Source organism: Amycolatopsis sp. NPDC004169 (assembly GCF_040610315.1).
Taxonomy (GTDB): Bacteria; Actinomycetota; Actinomycetes; order Mycobacteriales; family Pseudonocardiaceae; genus Amycolatopsis.
Genome location: NZ_JBEXMD010000002.1, coordinates 267,171 through 285,871, shown reverse-complemented (window position 1 = coordinate 285,871; position 18,701 = coordinate 267,171). Strand labels below are relative to the sequence as shown.

Sequence of the window (18,701 nt, the reverse complement as noted above, 5' to 3'; positions counted from 1 at the left end):
AGTCCCGCAGGCTGGAGTCATGGAGTCGATCAAGCAGGCCCGACGGTGGGTGCGGAGATGGTTGGCGGGCACGATTGCCCTGGTCACGGCGGTCTTCGGAGGGATTCACGGGTACGAGCTGTCGTGTGGCTCCTTGCCGCGCGCGACGGCGTCCGAAGCCGAGCTGCCGGCGTCGACGAGGCTGGGGACAGGTGCGGCCAGACCGAGCGAATCCCGACCCCCGCCCGCGGCAGCAGAGCCATGGCCCAGCGGCCACACACCGCCGGGGCCCCCGCTGCCGGTGCGCCCTCGATCTGGCAGTCGAACGGAGCCATCCGCGCGCTTCGCCGAACCGGCGGCCGAGCACTTGGCGGGCGGCCTGGCGCTACCCGGAGCGGAGCCGACCGGGTGGCCGATCGAGGCGATCCCAACCGGACCTGGGGCAGCCTGGCTCGCGAGCCCGTCGTCGGCCGAGCTTGCAGCTTCCCCTGCGGCCGCGCCGGCGCCGGCCGTGCTGTGGGCGATCGCGCTCATGGGCACCCCACCGTCCCCGGGCGCGGCCGATCACTCCCCCACTACGCGGCAACCGCGGCTTTCCTGGCCGTTGTCACCCGTTCCGGTGATCACGAAGTACTTCGATGCCCCGGAAACACCTTTCGGCCCCGGACACCGCGGAGTCGACCTGGCCGCCGTCCCCGGGCAGGAGGTGCTGGCCGCCGATGCGGGCGTCGTCGTCTTCGCCGGTTCCGTGGGCGGGCGGCCGGTGCTGTCCGTCGACCACGACGGTGGCCTCCGGACCACCTACGAGCCCGTCGTCGCGAAAGTTGCTGTGGGCGAACAGGTCTACCGCGGCCAGGTGCTCGGCACCGTCCTGCCCGGCCATCCCGGCTGCACGGTGGCGGCCTGCCTGCACTGGGGCGTCCGGCGGGGCGAGGAGTACGTCGACCCCCTCGCGTTGACCGGCGAGGTCGGCGAATACCGGCTCAAGCCGTGGGGAGGTGGTCGCTGATCAGTTGCCGGTCTGCTCGACCAGCTTGGCGCGCAGCCGCATGACCGCCCGCGTGTGCAGCTGGCTCACCCGCGACTCCGTGACGCCGAGGACCTTGCCGATCTCGGCGAGGGTCAGGCTTTCGAAGTAGTAGAGGCTCACCACGATCTTGTCCCGCTCGGTGAGCTGCGCGATCGCCTGGGCGAGCTGGCGGCGGTTGTCCTGGTCGACGAGCACCGCGACCGGGTCGACGGCATCGTCGTCGGGCAGCGTGTCGACCAGCGAGCCGCTGTCCTTGCCCGCGGCCACCAGGTCCTCGAGCGCGACGACGCTGGTCAGCTGCAGCTGGCCGTAGAAGTCGCGCAGCTCGTCGAGGCCGATGCCGAGTTCGGTGGCGAGCTCCGCGTCGGTCGGGGTGCGGTGCAGGCGGGCGCCGAGGCGCTCCATCGCGCGCTCGGCCTCCTTAGCCTTGCTGCGGACCGCCCGCGGCACCCAGTCCTGCGAACGGAGGTCGTCGAGGATCGCGCCGCGGATGCGCTGCATCGCGTAGGTCTCGAAGCGCAGGCCGCGTTCGGGGTCGAACTTCTCGATCGCGTCGACGAGCCCGAAGATCCCCGACTGAACAAGGTCGCCGACGTCGATGTGGGTGGGCAGCCCGGTGCCGACCCGGCCGGCGACGTACTTGACGAGCGGGGCGTAGTGCAGCACGAGCCGATCGCGCGACGCCTGGTCCGGGCTGTCGGCGAACTGCTGCCACAGAGCCGCGATCCCGGCGTCGACGTCGTAGCCGGCCCGGGTTTCGGCGGGCACGGCAGCCTCACCGTGAGTGGTCACTCCGGCGGCTTCGGTCACGTGCGGGCCTGCGGTCATTGCACAGTCGTTGTCGGCATGCGGCTCAGTGTCGTCTCCGTGCTCGTGCGGATGCGCGTGCGCCGCCGGGCCAGCTGGTGACGACCCCGGCAAGCCTCCCCGGACCGCCTCAGGCCCTGGGGTGCGCTCGGTCATGGATCGCTTTCAACCGGTCGACGGTCACATGAGTGTAGAGCTGCGTCGTGGCAAGCGTAGCGTGACCAAGCAGTTCCTGAACGCTCCTGAGATCGGCACCCCCTTCGAGCAGATGCGTCGCGGCGGAATGCCGCAGGCCGTGGGGCCCCATGTCGAGTGCTCCGGGCACCGCCGTGACGGCATCGTGGACGACGCGCCGCACGGCCCGCGGGTCGACGCGTTTGCCGCGGACACCCAGGAAAAGCGCGGGCTCAGCGCTCTCACCACCGCTTTCGGCGATGATCTTCGGCCGCCCCTCGTCGATCCAGTCCGTGAGCGCCTCCGCGGCCGGGACACCGAACGGCACGACACGCTCCTTGCCGCCCTTGCCCAGCACCGTCACGACACGACGAGAGAAGTCGGCCTCACCGACGTCCAGCCCGCACAACTCGGACACCCGGATGCCGGTGGCGTAGAGCAGTTCGACGATCGCACGATCACGCAGGGCGACGGGATCGCGTTGCGCGGCCCCGGCAGCCGACGCCTGCATGACCTCCCCGGCCTGCCCCGCACGCAGCACGCCCGGCAGGGTGCGATGCGCCCGCGGCGCCGCCAGCCGGCCGCCGGGGTCGGTGGCCAGGACGCCGGTGCGGTGCGCCCAGGCGGTGAACGTCCGCGCCGAGGCCGCCCGCCGGGCGAGCGTCGTCCGGCTCGCCCCACCGGACTGCTGGGCGGCGAGCCACGCACGCAGTTGGGCGAGGTCCAGCTCCGCCACCTCGCTGCCACCTTCCACGACAAACGCCAGCAGCGACACCGCATCGCCGACGTACGCCCGGACGGTGTGCGCGGACAGGCCGCGTTCGAGCCCGAGGTGCCGTTCGTAGGCGGTGACGACGGCTCGCACGGCCTCGGGCAACCCGGCCCGGAGCGCGCGCAGGTCGGGACGGCGGGCCCGGCCGGAGCGTGGTGGCGGCATGATGTCACGCTGCGCGAACATCCGCCTTCGGTCAAGGATCGCCACGCCGCCCCACCGGACCGGCCGAACGCTGTCGACGATTTCGCCCGGATTTCGTCGTCCTCATGCGCTTTCCTTCCGTCGTCGCCAGCCGGACTCCCCGCGGACGGCGAATCCGTCGATCTCCAGGGCCGGAAGCAGCGCCCGCACGCGCCGCAACGGGAGTCCCGATTCGGCCGCGATCTCGGCGTCGGACCGGTCGGCGCGCAGGACGAGCGCCTCGAAGGCACGCAACGCTTCGGGCCCCAGCCGGTCGGTGCGCCGTTTCGGCCGGCTCGCGGCGGTGTCCTCCGCGATGCCGAACCGTCCGACGGTCTCGAGTACTTGGTCGACGGTCGAGACCAGCGTCGCTTTGGCATCGCGGATCAGTTCGTGACAGCCGACGGACATCCCCGACGACACCGGCCCGGGCAGGGCCATCACCACTTTGCCGATGGCGCCGGCGGTGCTCGCGGTGTTGCGGGCGCCGCTGCGTCGCCCCGCTTCGACCACCAGGGTGCCTTCGGTGAGGGCCGCGATGAGCCGGTTGCGGACGAGGAAGCGGTGCCGGGCGGGCGGAGTGCCCGGCGGGTACTCGCTGACGATCGCGCCACCGGAGCGGACGATCCGGCTCAGCATCCCGGCGTGCCCGGCCGGATAGCCCGCATCCAGAGCACATCCCAGCACGGCGACGGTGACACCTTCGGCGGCGAGTGCGCCGCGGTGTGCTGCGCCGTCGATGCCGTAGGCGGCACCCGAGAACACGGGCACGCCCCGGCTGGCCAGACCGTAGGCGAACTCGGCGGCGTGGTGTTCGCCGTAGTCGGTCGCGGCACGGGCACCGACGATGGCCACGGCCCGATCGGCGGCGGACCCGAGCGCAACCTCACCGGCCACCCACAAGGCCAATGGCGGCACGGCTTCGGTGACGCCTCGCCGAGCCGCGAGGTCCAAGGCGAGCAGTGGCCAGGCGGGCCACTCGTCGTCCTCGGGCACAACCAGACGCGCACCGATCTCGGCGGCTCGGGCGAAGTCCTGGGCGACAAGGTCGAAGCCGCGTCGCGCCTCGGTCACCTTGAGCACTTCGGCCGGGCAATCACCCCGCCGAACCCGCGCGGCGGCCGCGACGGGGCCAAGCTCGCCGACGAACGCGACGAGGGCGGCCGCTGGAGGCTCGGCAACGCGCAGCAGGTAGGCGCGCGCCTGCCGCAACTCCTCGGTGCTCATGCCGCCACCCGCTCGCGCCGCTCGGCAGGCGCCGAGTAAACCGTCGCCGGAGGCTCGACGGCCCGCTCGGTGAACACCGACAGATCACACGCGGCGGACGACGACTCGATCACGGCACGCGCCGCCGACTCAACCACCCGCTCCTGCAGCACCGACAACCCACGCTCGGCGAGAAAGGCAGCCCGGGCGGCCACCGAGGACTCGACCACCACCCGCTCCTCGAAAACCGGCCAATCGTGCTCGGCACCGGAGGGAAGCCCGCCGGACACCGAGGACTCGAACCCCACCTGCTCTTCAAGAACCGGCCAATCGCGCTCGGCAATGCAGGTAACCCCGCCGCGCGCCAGCGGCTCGGCCACCATCCACCTCCGACGCAACAACCCACCGGGCACGGCGGCGAAGACAACTACGACATGAGCTGGTCGTTCAGCCAGCCGCTTCTCCAAGGTCCGCATCGGTGCCGGCTCGCAGCAAGCAACAGAGGCAGCCGGAGTCAACGGCGGCTCGGCCACCCACATCCGCAAAGGCGAACGCCCAGGGTCGGCGGCGAACGCGAGGAGGGCCGGTGTCTGCGGCTCATCCACGCGCTCGGGGAAAGGCAAGCGCCTGTGGTGAGCCGGGGGCGGCTCGGCCATCCGCAGCCGGAAAGGCGAACGCCTGAGGTTGGCGGCCAACGTCAGGAGAGCTGGCATCTGCAGCTCGGCCGCTCGCTGGGGAGAAGCCGACCGCCTGGGGTCGGCCGGGGATGGCTCGGCCGCTCGCAGCAGCGCAGCGGCGGTCGGATTCAGCTGGCTGAGGCTCATGGCGCCACTCGCTCTCGGAAGGCCAGGGCTGCGCCTACTTGGTCGGCTCCTGGGCGGGGTTCGGCGTCCAGGTCGGCGAGGGTCCAGGCGATTCGCAGGCAACGGTCGGCTCCTCGGCCGGTCAGGGCTCCTCTGTCCATGGCTCGGTCCAGCAATGTTGTTGCGTCCCTGGGGAGGGCGAACTCGCGGCGCAAAACCGGTCCGGGTACCTCCGAGTTCGACTGCCAGCCGTGGCCGCTCCAACGTTGGGCGGCTCTCTCGCGCGCCGCGAAGACTCGTTGGCGGACCGCCTCCGATGGCTCCGCCGTGCCCGCGTCGTGCGCCGTGATTGCGCTCAGCGGGCGCAACCGGACCCTCAGGTCGACGCGGTCGAGCAGCGGGCCGGACAGCTTGGCCAGGTAGCGTCGGCGGGCGCTCGGCGAGCACACGCAGTCCGCGTCCTTCGGGGGCGCGCACGCGCACGGGTTGGTCGCCAGGACCAGCTGGAACCGCGCGGGGTAGGTGATCGACCCCTTCACCCGGGAAATGCGCACCTCGCCCTCCTCGAGGACCGTCCTGAGCGACTCGAGGCACTGGCCACCGAACTCGCAGACCTCGTCCAGGAACAACACGCCGCGGTGGGCTCGGCTGATGGCGCCCGGGGCGGCGATTCCGCTGCCTCCGCCGATCAGGGCCGGGACCGAGATCGAATAGTGCGGGGCCACGAACGGCGGCACGGTGACCAGCGGCGACGACTTCGACAGCGAGCCGTCGACCGAGTGGACCGCGGTGACCTCCAGGGACTCCTCCGGCGTCAGCTGCGGGAGGAGGCCGGGCAGGCGCTTCGCCAGCATCGTCTTGCCCACGCCGGGCGGACCGGTCAGCAGCAGGTGGTGGCCACCCGCCGCCGCGACCTCCAGGGCCCAGCGGGCCTCCGGCTGGCCGACGACGTCCGCCAGGTCCGGCACCTCCGGTGGGGTCACCGGACCCGGCGGCTCCGGGTGAGCCAGGTCTGCTTCGCGCTTCAGCCACGCCACGAAGTCCCGCAGGTGCGGCGCGCCCGAGACTTCGATGCCGTCCACGAGGGCCGCCTCGACGAGGGAGTCCGTCGGCACGACGGCTCGGCCGTAGCCTGCCGCCCTGGCCGCCAGCAGGCCCGGCAGGATGCCACGGACCGCGCGGATGCGGCCGTCCAGCGCCAGTTCGCCGAGCAGCACCGTGCCGAGCAGGCGGGTGGCCGGGACCGCGCCCGAGGCCGCCAGCACCGCTGCGGCGATGCCCAGGTCGAAGGCCGAACCCATCTTGGGCAGGTTCGCCGGGGACAGGCCGAGCGTGATCTTGCCGTCGGGCCAGGGCTGCCCGGAATTGCGGACCGCGGACCGGACGCGGTCCTTCGCCTCGCGCAACCCGGCGTCGGGCAGGCCCACGAGGGTGATCCGGCTCAGCCCGCCGCCGAGGTCGGCCTCGATCTCGATCACCCGGCCGTTGATGCCGAGGAGGCCTGCGGACCAGGCTTTGGCGATCGGCATCAGAACGCCGCCTCGATGTGCTGCAGCTGCGGCCGGCTGCCCGGCTCCGCCAGGATGGTCACCACGTCGTAGCGCACGGGGCACCAGCCGAGGCGGAACTCGCTGAGCCAACGCTGGGCGGCCCGGCGAACGCGGCCGGCTTTCTCCTCGGAGACCGTTTCCGTCGGGAGACCGAACTCCGTGCCGGAGCGGGTTTTCACCTCGCAGACGATGATCCGGGTGCGGTCGGTGAAGACGAGGTCCAGCTCGCCTTCGCGGCAACGCCAGTTGCGGGCCAGCAGGACGAGGCCGCGATCCCGGAGGTAGCCGAGGGCGATGTCCTCACCCCAGGCGCCCAGGTCGCGGCGGTGTCTCGCGAGCTCGTCGGTGCCCGTCATCTGTTCGCCCCCTCGTCGGTGCGCGCCGTCACCAGGGCGGTCCCGGTGATCACGGTGCGCGTGTTTTCGACGATGCCAGCGGGCGGCCGGGCTTCACCAGACCCGGATCGCCCGGCTGTGGACAACCGGGGTGTTGTGGACAACCGGCGCGACAAAAGAACCGCGCCGGCTCACCCGGTGGGGTGAGCCGGCGCGGTCGGCAATCAACAGGACTAGCCCGAGAACGGGCCGTCTTCCGGCAGGCGGAGGTCCGGCTTGTCCAGCTCCTCCACGTTGACGTCCTTGAACGTGATGACCCGGACGTGCTTCACGAACCGGGCCGGGCGGTACATGTCCCAGACCCACGCGTCGGACATGCGGACCTCGAAGTACACCTCACCGCCGCCGTCGCGGACCTGGACGTCGACCGCGTTCGCCAGGTAGAACCGCCGCTCGGTCTCCACCACGTACGAGAACTGGCCGACGATGTCGCGGTACTCGCGGTACAGCGAGAGCTCCATCTCGGTCTCGTACTTCTCGAGATCCTCTGCGCTCATGAAATCCGCGCCCCTCCTCGGGCTCGTGCTGCTCCGGCGGAGCGTTCATTGTGACCCACACCCGCGGCCGGGGCATGCAGCGGCAGGCTGAGTTGTGGCTCTAATGCCTCGTCGAGGGCCGCGGCCAGGCTCGTCGCGCCGGGCGTCTCAACGGCCTTCTCGAGCGCCGCGTACGTCAGCAGGACCGGCCGCGCGGGGCGCAGGCCGTGCTTGAGGGCCACCGTGGCCACGTTCGTGTACGACCATCGGTGGACGTCGCTGGGGCCGTGTTCGCGCAGCGCCGCCAGGTGGTCGGACGTGCTGTACCCCTTGTGGACGTCGAACCCGTAGTGCGGGAGGTCGTCGTGGTAACCCGCCATGATGCGGTCCCGCGTCACCTTGGCCAGCACCGACGCGGCCGCGATGCAGGCCACCGAACGGTCGCCCTTGATGACCGCGGCGTTCGGGGCGGTCAGCCCCGGGACCCGGAAGCCGTCGGTGAGGATGTAGCCCGGCTGCACGCGCAGGGCCGCCGCGGCGCGGCGCATGCCCTCCAAGTTCATCACCCGGATGCCGTAGAGATCGACCTCTTCGGTCGGGATGACGATCACCGAGTAGTCGACGGCCCGGGCGAGGACCAGGTCGTAGACCCGGTCGCGCGCCTTGGCCGTCATCATCTTCGAGTCCGTCAGCTCGGTGAGCTTCGTGGCGTCGCCCTGCTTGAGCACGCAGGCCGCGACCACCAGCGGCCCCGCGCACGCCCCGGCGCCGGCTTCGTCCACGCCGGCGACCGGGCCGAGGCCACGGCGGTCGAGCGCGCCCTGCAGACCCCAGAAGAGGTCGCCGCGCACCACGGCTCGCGGTGGCCGGATCGGCTCGGCCGCCGTCAGGGGAACGGGAAGTGTCAAGGCTGGATCACCCGTCTGCCGGCAAGGGTCGGGTGGTTAGGGTTTCCGCCCGGCCACCCGGCGCAGTCCGGACTTGAGCTTGCGCCCGACGAACAACGCCGGCCACGCCGCCGCGATCCCGGCGCCGAGCGGGAGCCCGCTCTGCCAGGCCGGCGCCCCGAGGGCCACCGGCTGCGCCGAGTCCTGCGGGTTGTGGTCGCTGATCCCGCCCCACCGGCTCGGCGGCAGGACGATGATCCGGGCCTTGCCGATGACGTTGTCCACCGGGACCGCCCCGTTCACGCCGCCGCCGCCCTGGAACCGGGAGTCGTCGGAGTTGTTGCGGTTGTCGCCCTGCACCCAGAGCATCCCGGCGGGGACCTTGACCGGGTCGAAGGTCTTCTGCTCCTGGACGGACGGGTCTTCCCAGTGGATGTACGGCTCGTCGAGCGCCTTGCCGTCCACGATCATGCGGCCCTGCGGGTCGCAGCACTGGACGGTCTGGCCGCCGACCGCGATCACCCGCTTGACGAAGTCGCGCTCGTCCGGCGGGGCGAACCCGACCAGCGAGCCCAGCCCGCGCAGGGCCTGGACGACGATGTTGCTCGACTCCTGCGGCGCGATCTCGTTGTTGATCCACGCCTGCGGGCCCTTGAACACGATCACGTCGCCCGGAGCGGGCTCGGTGAAGTCGTAGGTGACCCGGTCGACGAGGATCCGGTCGCCGGTGCACCCGGGGCACCCGTGCAGGGTGGCCTCCATGGAGCCCGAAGGGATCATGAAGACCTTCGCCAGGAATGTCTGGATCAGGATCGTGAGCACCAGGGCGATCACGAGCAGGATCGGCAGTTCCTTCCAGAACGACCGTTTCTTGGCGGGTTTGGCGCGCCGCCGTCGGGATCCCCCGCGCTCCTCGGAGCGGGACAGCCTCGGCTTGTCCTCCTCGGAGCGATCGGGGTCATCCTCGGGAGCGTTCTGGGACACGGGTTCGGCCACGTCGTCAGGCTACCGGTAACCGAGTGGTGACTCAGTTAGCCGAGGCCGTCTCGCGGTTCTCGCGGCGCTCCTTGATCTTGGCCTTCTTGCCGCGGAGGTCGCGCAGGTAGTACAGCTTCGCGCGCCGCACGTCGCCGCGCTTGTGGACCTCGATCTCGGCGAGGTTCGGCGAGTGCACCGGGAAGGTGCGCTCGACGCCGACGCCGAACGAAACCTTGCGCACGGTGAAGGTCTCCCGGATGCCACCGCCCTGACGGCGGATGACCACGCCCTGGAAGACCTGGTTGCGCTCGCGGTTGCCCTCGATGACGCGGACGTGCACCTTGAGCGTGTCGCCCGGGCGGAAGTCCGGGATGTCGGAACGCAGCGACTGCTTGTCCAGCGCGTCCAGGGTGTTCATCGGTGGTCCGTCCTCGTCTTCGTATGGCTTGCGTACACGTCCCCAGGCGCGCAACGGTGCCGCTGCGGGCGACCCGGGGGGCTGATGGCGGGCTCGTGGACGAGGAGGTCCACTCACGCCAACCTGTCAAGTATTACAGACCGGGATCGAGCCGGGAGAACCGGCCCTCCGCCTGCTCGGGGTCCAAGCCCTCCAGGACCCCGCGGTCGTGCTTGTCGAGACTACCTTCCGGCAGCGCCGCAAGGAGATCGGGGCGGCGACGGGCGGTGCGCTCGAGGGCCTGGTCACGCCGCCAGCGGTCGATCAGCGCGTGGTTGCCCGACCGCAGCACGTCCGGCACGGCGAGGTCCCGCCACACCTCCGGGCGCGTGTAGCTGGGCCCCTCGAGCAGGCCGTCGGAGAACGAGTCCTCCGCGGCCGAGCGGGCGTTGCCGAGCACCCCGGGCAGCAGCCGGACGACGGCCTCGACGATGACCAGCACCGCCGCCTCGCCGCCGACCAGGACGTAGTCGCCGATCGACACCTCGTCGACCGGCATCCGGCGGGCCGCGTCGTCGACGACCCGCTGGTCGATGCCCTCGTACCGGCCGCAGGCGAACACCAGGTGCTTCTCCGACGCGTACTCGTGCGCCAGCTCCTGTGTGAACGGGCGCCCGGCCGGCGTCGGCACGACGAGCCGCGTCTCGGGACGGCAGACGTCGTCCAGCGCCGGGCCCCAGATCTGCGGCTTCATCACCATGCCGGGGCCCCCGCCATACGGCGCGTCGTCGACCGCGCGGTGGACGTCGTGCGTCCAGTCGCGCAGGTCGTGCACGCCGACCTCGATGAGGCCGCGGTCGATCGCCCGGCCCAGCAGCGCGGCACGCAGCGGGTCGAGGTACTCGGGGAAGATCGTGACGACGTCGATCCGCATGTCAGGCGTCCAGGAGCCCTTCCGGCGGGTCGAGCACGACCCGGCCGCCCGCGACGTCCACCGTGGGGACGATCGCGCGGACGAACGGGACCAGCACGTCACGGCCCTCGACGTCCAGCTCCAGCAGCTCGCCCGCGGGCGAGTGCACGACCTCGACGACCTTGCCGATGACAGTGCCGTCGGCCAGCTCGGCCCGCAGGCCGGCCAGCTCGTGGTCGTAGAACTCGTCGGGGTCGGAGGTCGGCGGCAGCGTGTCCGTGTCGGCGAGCAGGAGCGCACCCCGCAGTGTCTCGGCGACGTCGCGGGTCAGCACCTCCTCGAAACGCACCAGCAGCCGCCCGCTGTGTTCGCGGGCGGCTGCGATGGTGAGTTCCCTTTTGCTGCCGTCACGCAGCTTCGTCGTGACGGCCGCACCGATCTTGAACCGCTCTTCCGGCGAGTCCGTGCGCACGTCCACCGCGAGTTCCCCGCGGATGCCGTGCGCCTTCGCGATGCGGCCGACTACGACGTCCATCCTGACCGTTTCCGAAAAGGCGCTCAGCGGTCGGTGTCGACGACGTCCACCCGGACGCCGCGGCCACCGATGCCGCCCATGACGGTGCGCAGGGCGGTCGCCGTGCGACCACCCCGGCCGATCACCTTGCCGAGGTCGTCGGGGTGCACGTGCACCTCGAGCGTGCGGCCACGGCGCGTGGTCAGCAGCTCGACCCGGACCTCGTCCGGGTTGTCGACGATCCCGCGCACCAGGTGCTCGAGGGAGTCCGCGAGGAAACTCACTCGGACTTCTCGCCCTCAGCGGCCTCCGCCTTCTCGGCCTCGGCCTTCTTCGGGGCGGACTTCTTCTTCGGCGTGGTGGCCTCGGCCGAGGGCTCCTCGCCTGCCGCGGCGAGCGCGGCGTTGAACAGGTCCTGCTTCGACGGCTTCGGCTCGGCCACCTTCAGGGTGCCCTCGGCGCCCGGCAGGCCCTTGAACTTCTGCCAGTCACCGGTGATCTCCAGCAGGCGCTGGACCGGCTCGGTCGGCTGCGCGCCGACACCCAGCCAGTACTGGGCGCGCTCGGAGACGACCTCGATCAGGCTCGGCTCTTCCTTCGGGTGGTACTTGCCGATCGTCTCGATGGCCTTGCCGTCCCGGCGGGTGCGCGCGTCGGCAACGATGATGCGGTAGTACGGCGCACGGATCTTGCCGAGGCGCTGCAGCTTGATCTTGACGGCCACGGGTGTGGGTTCTCCTCGAATCTCTCTGGTGCTGGGCTGGGCGCACGCGGGCCGAGTGGGGACACGGACGCGGGCACCCGAAGGTCAGGAGCTTTCGCACGGTGAGAGGGTCCGGCGGAAGCAGGCAGTGAACCATTCTGCCAGACGGCACCCGCGCACCTAGAAAGAGGCCACCCCGAGCGCCCCGAGCAGGATGGTCAGCGCGGGCAGGAAGTTGTTCACCTGGTGCGCGACGATGCTGCCCGGCAACCGGCCGGTGACCAGCCGCACCAGGCCGATCGGCACCGCGATGACCAGCAGCAACGTCGTCCGCAGCGGCTCGAGGTGGCTGGCCGCGAACACCGCCGTCGACAGCAGGAAGGCCGCGACCCGGCCCCAGCGCTCGCTGCGCCACTGCAGTTGTTCCGCGGCGCCCCAGAGCAGGCCGCGGTAGATGATCTCCTCGCAGATGGGGCCGAGCAGCCAGAGGTAGACGAACATCACCAACGCCGCGGAAATCGACATCCGGCGGTCCTCGACCAGCGCGCTGATCGCCGACGACGCGTTCGCGTCGCCGACCAGCTGCGTCCACAGGTAGGCGGCCAGGGTCGTGGAAACCAGCCCGATGCAGCCGTAGCGCAGCCCGGTCTTCACGTCGGCCCAGCGCCACTCGAGACGCAGGTCGACCACCGGTCCGTTGCCGCGGACGAAGGTGATCAGCACCGCGACGCCGGCCGCGATCATCGTCGGCAGCATGGTGCCGAGCAGCACGACGCGCATCGGCAGCGGGCCGGGGCCGGTGTCGCCGACGAGGACGGACACGAAGGCCGCGGAGGCCAGCAGCACGGCCTCGACCAGCAGGAAGGCCCCGAAGCCCCACCGGTGCCGCGGCGCGGGCGGCAGGAAGGCGGTCGCGGCGGGCTCCTCGGGCTCGGGCAACGGCGTGGCGTCGGCAGCCGGGTCCCGGGGCTGGGAAGTGGTCACGCCTTGCCCTCCGCGTCGGTCGGCTCCAGATGTCGAGCCTAGCCGCCGGGATGTGATCGCACAGTATCCGTCCAGCTACTGTCCATCGATCTTCGCAACGTTCAGTGCGCGACGAACAGCAGCACCGCCGGCGGCAGGTTGTTCGCCGCGTGGGCGATCACCCCGGCGCTGACCCGGCCGGACAGGTGCCGGGCCAGCCCCATCGCGAGGCCCTGGCCGAACAACGCGATGGTGCGGGTCGGCTCGCCGTGCAGCTGGGCGAACACGAGCGAGGTGAGCACGAGGACCACCCACGGCGGGATGCGGTGGACCGACAGCGCGTTCCACAACGTGCCGCGGACCAGCAGTTCCTCGGTGATCGGCGCGCCGCCGATGACGATCACCGCGGCGAGCACCAGCCACACCGTGTCGCCGTCGAAGGTGTCGGCGAGGTCGGTCAGCGGGCTGTCGGAGACGTCGTCGGCGCCGTAGACCGCGATCAGCACCAGGTTGAGCAGGTAGCCGACGACCAGGGCGAGCACCCCGCAAGCCAGGCCGATCCGGACGTCGCGCCAGGTCGGCTTGAGGCCGAAGTCGGTGCGCAGCCCTTCCCCCCACCGCCACGAACCGATTGCCGGGCCGAGGCCGAGCAGCAGGTTGGGCACGAAGGCCAGGAGCAGGAGCGGGCCGATGTCGTGCAGCTCGAGGGGGTCGAACTCGCCGACGTTGCGGTTGACCGCCGCGGCGATGATCAGGTTGGTCAGGTAGTAGCCGGCGATGCCCGCGAGGAACGCCACGAAACACCAGTGCGCCCCGAGCACGCGCCGTGCGCCGTCGTCGTCCGTCACACGCCCCACGCTAAAGTGCCGCCCCCGCAAGGAAATCGGCGGGGGTCTAGGCGTACACGACCCCGCCGAGCACGATGTGCGACGGATGCCGGAGGACACCCAGGTCCTCGCGCGGATCGGCCGGGTAGACGAGCAGGTCGGCGGGCGCGCCGTCGGCGATGCCGGGGCGGCCGAGCCAGTCGCGCGCGGCCCACGACGCGCTCGCGAGGGCCTGTTCGCGCGTCATGCCGGCGCGGTGGAGCGCCTCGATCTCGTCGACGAGCCTGCCGTGCTCGACCATGCCTCCGGCGTCGCTGCCCGCGAAGACGCGTACGCCGGCTTCGATGGCCGAAGCGACCATCTCGCCGACGCCGGCGTGCAACGCGCGCATGTGAGCGGCGTACGTCGGGTACTTGCCCGCCTTGTCGGCGATGCCCGGGAAGTTCTCGATGTTGATCAGCGTCGGGACCAGGGCGACGTCGTGGCGGGCGAGCTCGGCCAGCTGGCCGGCGCTCAGACCGGTGCCGTGTTCCAGGCAGTCGATGCCGGACGCGATCAGCCCCGGCAACGCCGCTTCGCCGAACACGTGCGCGGTGACGCGGGCGCCGTTCTCGTGCGCCACCTTCACGGCTTCGGCCAGGACGTCGTCCGGCCACAGCGGGGCCAGGTCACCCGCGCCGCGGTCGATCCAGTCGCCGACGAGCTTGACCCAGCCGTCGCCGTCACGAGCCTGCTCGGCCACGGCCTCGGGCAGCTGCGCCGGGTCCTCCAGCTCGATGCCGAGGCCGGGGATGTACCGCTTGACCAGGGCGAGGTGCTGCCCGGCGCGGATGATCGACGGCAGGTCGGCGCGGGCCTGCAGCGGCCGGACGTCGATCGAGAGCCCGCAGTCGCGGATGAGCAGCGTGCCGGCGTTCCGGTCGGTGATCGCCTGCGCGGCCGCTTCCTCGAGCGAGACGGGGCCGCCGACGCCGATGCCGGGGTGGCAGTGCGCGTCGACCAGGCCGGGCACGAGGAAGACGTCCCGGCCCAGCGTCTCGGCGTCCGGCACCGGCTCGAACGAGATCCGGCCGCCGGTGATCCACAGCTCGCGGGTCTCGCCGCCGGGCAGGACCACCCCGGCGGCGTGCAGCGCGGTGCTCAATTGTCCTTGGGGTTCTTCGGCAGCTTGAACTTCGACGGGTCGAAGCCCGGGACGTCGTTCATGCCGCCCAGCTGGGACAGGTCGGGCATGCCGCCCGGCATCCCGCCGCCCGGAGGCAGCATCGGCATGCCGCCGGGGAAGCCGCCGCGGACCTTGGGCGGGGTCGGGCCGCGCCCGCCCTTCTTGCCCTTCTTGCCCTTGCGGGACTTCGAGCCGCCCCCGCCGCCGAAGCCGAACCGGCCGGCCATCTGGGCCATCATCTTGCGGGCCTCGAAGAACCGGTTGACCAGGTCGTTGACCTCGCGGACGGTGACGCCGGAGCCGTTGGCGATGCGCAGCCGCCGCGAGCCGTTGATCATCTTCGGGTCTTCGCGCTCGGCCGGGGTCATGCCGCGGATGATCGCCTGCAGCTTGTCCAGGTGCTTGTCGTCGACCTGGGCCAGCTGGTCCTTCATCTGACCGGCACCCGGGAGCATGCCGAGCAGGTTGCCGATCGGGCCCATCTTGCGGACCGCGAGCATCTGCTCGAGGAAGTCCTCCAGGGTGAGCTGGCCGCTGGAGAGCTTCTCCGCGGCCTTCTCGGCCTGCTTCTGGTCGAAAGCCTGCTCGGCCTGCTCGATGAGGGTGAGCACGTCACCCATGCCGAGGATCCGCGACGCCATCCGGTCCGGGTGGAAGGTGTCGAAGTCCTCGAGCTTCTCGCCGTTGGAGGCGAAGAGGATCGGCTGGCCGGTGACCTCGCGGACGCTCAGCGCGGCACCACCGCGGGCGTCACCGTCGAGCTTCGTGAGCACGACGCCGGAGAAGCCGACGCCGTCCTGGAACGCCTGGGCCGTGGTCACGGCGTCCTGGCCGATCATCGCGTCGACGACGAACAGGACCTCGTCCGGCTCGACCGCGTCGCGGATGTCCGCGGCCTGCTTCATCAGCTCTTCGTCGACGCCCAGGCGGCCCGCGGTGTCGACCACGACGACGTCGTGCTGCGCGTGCTTGGCCTCGGCGATGGCACGGCGGGCGACGTCGACCGGGTCGCCGACGCCGTTGCCCGGCTCCGGCGCGAAGGTGACGACACCGGCGCGCTCGCCGACCACCTGCAGCTGCGTGACGGCGTTCGGGCGCTGGAGGTCGCAGGCGACCAGCATCGGCGCGTGGCCCTGCTTCTTCAGCCACAGGGCGAGCTTGCCGGCGAGCGTCGTCTTACCGGCACCCTGCAGACCCGCGAGCATGATCACGGTCGGCGGGGTCTTGGCCAGGTTCAGCCGGCGCGTCTCGCCGCCGAGGATCCCGACGAGCTCCTCGTTGACGATCTTGACGACCTGCTGCGCGGGGTTGAGCGCCTGGGAGACCTCGGCGCCCTTCGCCCGCTCCTTGATCCTCGCGATGAAGGTCTTGACCACGCCGAGGGCGACGTCGGCCTCCAGCAGCGCGATGCGGATCTCGCGCGCGGTGGCGTCGATGTCGGCGTCGGACAGCCTGCCCTTGCGCGTGAGCGTCTGCAGGGCGGCGGTGAGCCGATCGGAGAGGGTGTCGAACACGGGTGTGCACGCTCCAGCTGGGTCGATGGTGGCGCGCCGGACACGGCCGGCTCTGTCGAGGGTAGTCGCTCCGGCTCCTTCCCTCCGCGGGTGTGCGGGCTGTAGTACACGTACGTTAACCAGTGTTCGACGCACTTCCGAGTGATCGTGCGAAAAGTGGTGGCGTCCGAGCCGGATTTTAGTAAACATGGGTGCATGACCTCAGTCCCCGTCCTGCGCGAACCGGCCGGCGACACCGACGAACCGGTGCCGCTGCGGCGGATCGCCGGCCTGTTCCGCCCGCATCGCGGGCCGCTCGGCGTGCTGTTCGCGCTGATCGTCGTGCAGGCCGGCCTCGGCGTCGTCTCGCCGTTCCTGCTGCGCGAGATCCTCGACGACGCCCTGCCGCACCGGGACACGCTGCTGATCAGCCTGCTGGCGGCCGGGATGATCGTCTGCGCGGTGGGCAGCGGCTCGCTCGGCGTCGCCACCACCGGGCTGTCCAACACCATCGGGCAGCGGGTGATGAACGAGCTGCGCGTCTCGGTCTACGGTCACCTGCAGCGGATGTCGCTCGGCTTCTTCACGCGGACGAAGAGCGGCGAAGTGCTCTCGCGGGTGTTCAACGACATCGGCGCGGTCGACAACGTGATCACCACGACGGCCGGGTCGATGGTGCAGAACGCGACCACGACGATCGCCATCGCGGTGGCCCTGGTCCTGCTCGACTGGCAGCTGGCGGCGCTCTCCCTGATCGTCGTGCCGCTGTTCCTGCTGTTCACGCTGCGGCTGGGCAAGAAGCGGCGGAACCTGGCCCGCGGCCGGACCCGCCGGATGGCGCGGCTGACGACGATGGTCGAGGAGTCCCTGTCGGTCACCGGGGTGCTGCTCGCCAAGACCATGGGCAACGAGCGGGCGATGCGCGAGCGGTTCGGTGCGGAGTCGCGGGAGATCGCTTCGCTGGAACGGGCGGCGGCCCTGGCCGGCCGGTGGCAGACGGCGTCGCGGGCGATGAGCCTGACGGTGATCCCGGCGTTGGTCTACTGGATCGCCGGGCTGGCGCTGGCCGGTGGGGCGTCGCCGATCTCGCTCGGCACCGTCGTGGCGTTCACCAGCATGCTGAACCGGCTGGTCGCGCCGGCGAGCGCGATGCAGAGCATCGGGCAGAACGTGGCGACGTCGAAGGCGCTGTTCGGCCGCATCTTCGAGGTACTGGACCTGCCGGTGGAGATCGCCGACAAGCCCGGTGCGCGTGAGCTGCAGGTGCGCCGGGGCGACGTCTCGATGCGGAGCGTGTCGTTCCGCTACGACGAAGACGGGCCGCCGACGCTGCAGGACATCGATCTCGACGTGCCGGCCGGGACCACGACGGCGCTGGTCGGCTCGACCGGCTCGGGCAAGACAACGCTCGCCTACCTCGTCGCGCGGTTGTACGAGGTCAGCAGCGGTTCGGTGACGATCGACGGCACCGACGTCCGTGACGTCACGCTGGCCTCCCTGGCGGCCGGCGTGGGGCTGGTGTCGCAGGAGACCTACCTCTTCCACGACACCGTGCGCGAGAACCTGCGGTTCGCCAAGCCGGACGCGACGGACGACGAGATCGAGCGGGCGGCGAAGGCCGCGCACATCCACGACACCCTGGCCGGGCTGCCGGAGGGGTACGACACGGTCGTCGGCCAGCGCGGCTACCGCTTTTCCGGGGGCGAGAAGCAGCGGATCGCGATCGCCCGGATCCTGCTGCGCAACCCGCCGGTACTGATCCTCGACGAGGCGACCAGCGCGCTCGACACCCGCACCGAACGCTCGGTGCAGGCCGAGCTCGATCGGCTCGCCGCCGACCGCACGACGCTGACGATCGCGCACCGGCTGTCCACTGTGGAGCACGCGGACCAGATCGTGGTGCTGCACGAGGGCCGGATCGCCGAAAGGGGGACGCACGAGGAACTACTGACGCGCGACGGGCGCTATGCCCGGCTTGTCCACGGGAGCACCTAATGTGGGGCCATGCAGAGCGAACCGGCCCGGACCCTTGACGAGACCGCCGCGCGGGTCACCGCGGACGCCGAACTCGCCGAGCTGTCCCGGCGGGTGCGCGAAGGCGTCGGGCGGCTGAACTGGCGGATGCGCGCGGAGGCGGACCGGCACATCCCCGGGCCGGCGGTACTCGCGGTGCTGAGCCGGCTCTACCGGGCGGGCACGCAGACGCCGACCGAGCTGGCCGAAGCGGAACGGCTGCAGCCGCAGTCGCTCACCCGGATCCTGGCGTCGCTCGACCTCCGCGGCCACATCTCGCGGACCCCGGATCCCGACGACGGACGCCGTTCGCGGGTCAGCATCACCGACGAAGGCCTGGCCGTCCTCCGCCGGTACAGCGCCCAACGCGAGCGCTGGCTGGCCGGCGCGCTCGAATCGACGTTGTCGCCGACCGAGCGTCAGCTGCTCCGGCTGGCCGCCGACCTGCTGATCCGGGTCGCGGACGCCTGAAG

General features: G+C 71.4%; 21 protein-coding genes. 3 read left to right on the top strand and 18 right to left on the bottom strand.

Annotation, left to right across the window (positions count from 1 at the left end; all coding sequences use genetic code 11):
* Positions 1-511: 511 nt before the first annotated feature.
* Complete coding sequence (locus ABZX11_RS04020) at positions 512-988, top strand: M23 family metallopeptidase (RefSeq protein ID WP_354909860.1); 477 nt, start codon at positions 512-514, stop codon at positions 986-988.
* Here the strand turns inward: ABZX11_RS04020 and ABZX11_RS04015 are convergent, their stop codons facing one another.
* The 18 genes from ABZX11_RS04015 to ffh form a co-directional block, all read right to left on the bottom strand.
* The gene (locus ABZX11_RS04015) at positions 989-1,837 is read right to left on the bottom strand and encodes a FliA/WhiG family RNA polymerase sigma factor (RefSeq protein WP_176172161.1); all 849 of its coding nucleotides are present in this window, start codon (positions 1,835-1,837) and stop codon (positions 989-991) included.
* Between the two features lie 109 nt (positions 1,838-1,946).
* A complete protein-coding gene (locus ABZX11_RS04010) occupies positions 1,947-2,927 on the bottom strand; it encodes a tyrosine recombinase XerC (protein ID WP_354909858.1) in 981 nt (326 codons plus the stop codon).
* Between the two features lie 102 nt (positions 2,928-3,029).
* On the bottom strand, positions 3,030-4,172 hold the full coding sequence (gene dprA, locus ABZX11_RS04005) for a DNA-processing protein DprA (RefSeq protein ID WP_354909647.1): 1,143 nt from the start codon (positions 4,170-4,172) through the stop codon (positions 3,030-3,032).
* The gene (locus tag ABZX11_RS04000) at positions 4,169-4,531 is read right to left on the bottom strand and encodes a hypothetical protein (protein WP_354909645.1); all 363 of its coding nucleotides are present in this window, start codon (positions 4,529-4,531) and stop codon (positions 4,169-4,171) included. The genes dprA and ABZX11_RS04000 overlap by 4 nt, the downstream gene beginning before the upstream one ends.
* Positions 4,532-4,971: 440 nt before the next feature.
* Positions 4,972-6,483: a YifB family Mg chelatase-like AAA ATPase gene (locus ABZX11_RS03995; protein ID WP_354909642.1), complete on the bottom strand. Its 1,512-nt coding sequence runs from the start codon at positions 6,481-6,483 to the stop codon at positions 4,972-4,974.
* Entirely contained in the window at positions 6,483-6,860 is a 378-nt protein-coding gene (locus ABZX11_RS03990) for a YraN family protein (protein ID WP_176172165.1), read from the bottom strand. The genes ABZX11_RS03995 and ABZX11_RS03990 overlap by 1 nt, the downstream gene beginning before the upstream one ends.
* Before the next feature lie 212 nt (positions 6,861-7,072).
* Positions 7,073-7,396, bottom strand: a complete 324-nt coding sequence (locus ABZX11_RS03985; protein ID WP_003096226.1) for a DUF2469 domain-containing protein — start codon at positions 7,394-7,396, stop codon at positions 7,073-7,075.
* Positions 7,393-8,229: a ribonuclease HII gene (locus tag ABZX11_RS03980; protein WP_354909856.1), complete on the bottom strand. Its 837-nt coding sequence runs from the start codon at positions 8,227-8,229 to the stop codon at positions 7,393-7,395. The genes ABZX11_RS03985 and ABZX11_RS03980 overlap by 4 nt, the downstream gene beginning before the upstream one ends.
* Before the next feature lie 90 nt (positions 8,230-8,319).
* Complete coding sequence (lepB, locus tag ABZX11_RS03975) at positions 8,320-9,258, bottom strand: signal peptidase I (protein ID WP_176172166.1); 939 nt, start codon at positions 9,256-9,258, stop codon at positions 8,320-8,322.
* Between the two features lie 31 nt (positions 9,259-9,289).
* A complete protein-coding gene (rplS, locus tag ABZX11_RS03970) occupies positions 9,290-9,658 on the bottom strand; it encodes a 50S ribosomal protein L19 (protein ID WP_013223853.1) in 369 nt (122 codons plus the stop codon).
* 133 nt (positions 9,659-9,791) lie between these two features.
* Complete coding sequence (trmD, locus tag ABZX11_RS03965; protein ID WP_176172167.1) at positions 9,792-10,571, bottom strand: tRNA (guanosine(37)-N1)-methyltransferase TrmD; 780 nt, start codon at positions 10,569-10,571, stop codon at positions 9,792-9,794.
* A 1-nt stretch (position 10,572) separates the two neighbouring features.
* The gene (gene rimM / locus ABZX11_RS03960; protein ID WP_354909639.1) at positions 10,573-11,085 is read right to left on the bottom strand and encodes a ribosome maturation factor RimM; all 513 of its coding nucleotides are present in this window, start codon (positions 11,083-11,085) and stop codon (positions 10,573-10,575) included.
* Positions 11,086-11,108: 23 nt separating this feature from the next.
* Complete coding sequence (locus ABZX11_RS03955) at positions 11,109-11,348, bottom strand: RNA-binding protein (protein ID WP_003103110.1); 240 nt, start codon at positions 11,346-11,348, stop codon at positions 11,109-11,111.
* Positions 11,345-11,788: a 30S ribosomal protein S16 gene (gene rpsP, locus ABZX11_RS03950; RefSeq protein ID WP_176172169.1), complete on the bottom strand. Its 444-nt coding sequence runs from the start codon at positions 11,786-11,788 to the stop codon at positions 11,345-11,347. The genes ABZX11_RS03955 and rpsP overlap by 4 nt, the downstream gene beginning before the upstream one ends.
* Before the next feature lie 159 nt (positions 11,789-11,947).
* A complete protein-coding gene (locus ABZX11_RS03945; RefSeq protein ID WP_176172170.1) occupies positions 11,948-12,751 on the bottom strand; it encodes a type II CAAX endopeptidase family protein in 804 nt (267 codons plus the stop codon).
* Positions 12,752-12,852: 101 nt separating this feature from the next.
* Entirely contained in the window at positions 12,853-13,578 is a 726-nt protein-coding gene (locus ABZX11_RS03940; RefSeq protein ID WP_176172171.1) for a type II CAAX endopeptidase family protein, read from the bottom strand.
* A gap of 46 nt (positions 13,579-13,624) precedes the next feature.
* The gene (locus ABZX11_RS03935) at positions 13,625-14,701 is read right to left on the bottom strand and encodes an amidohydrolase family protein (protein WP_354909636.1); all 1,077 of its coding nucleotides are present in this window, start codon (positions 14,699-14,701) and stop codon (positions 13,625-13,627) included.
* Complete coding sequence (gene ffh, locus ABZX11_RS03930; protein WP_176172173.1) at positions 14,698-16,236, bottom strand: signal recognition particle protein; 1,539 nt, start codon at positions 16,234-16,236, stop codon at positions 14,698-14,700. The genes ABZX11_RS03935 and ffh overlap by 4 nt, the downstream gene beginning before the upstream one ends.
* A 195-nt stretch (positions 16,237-16,431) precedes the next feature.
* Here ffh and ABZX11_RS03925 point away from each other — a divergent pair, with 195 nt between their 5' ends.
* Together ABZX11_RS03925 and ABZX11_RS03920 are read left to right on the top strand one after the other, a co-directional pair.
* On the top strand, positions 16,432-18,210 hold the full coding sequence (locus ABZX11_RS03925) for an ABC transporter ATP-binding protein (protein WP_354909633.1): 1,779 nt from the start codon (positions 16,432-16,434) through the stop codon (positions 18,208-18,210).
* A gap of 9 nt (positions 18,211-18,219) precedes the next feature.
* A complete protein-coding gene (locus tag ABZX11_RS03920) occupies positions 18,220-18,699 on the top strand; it encodes a MarR family transcriptional regulator (protein ID WP_176172175.1) in 480 nt (159 codons plus the stop codon).
* Positions 18,700-18,701: the final 2 nt, after the last annotated feature.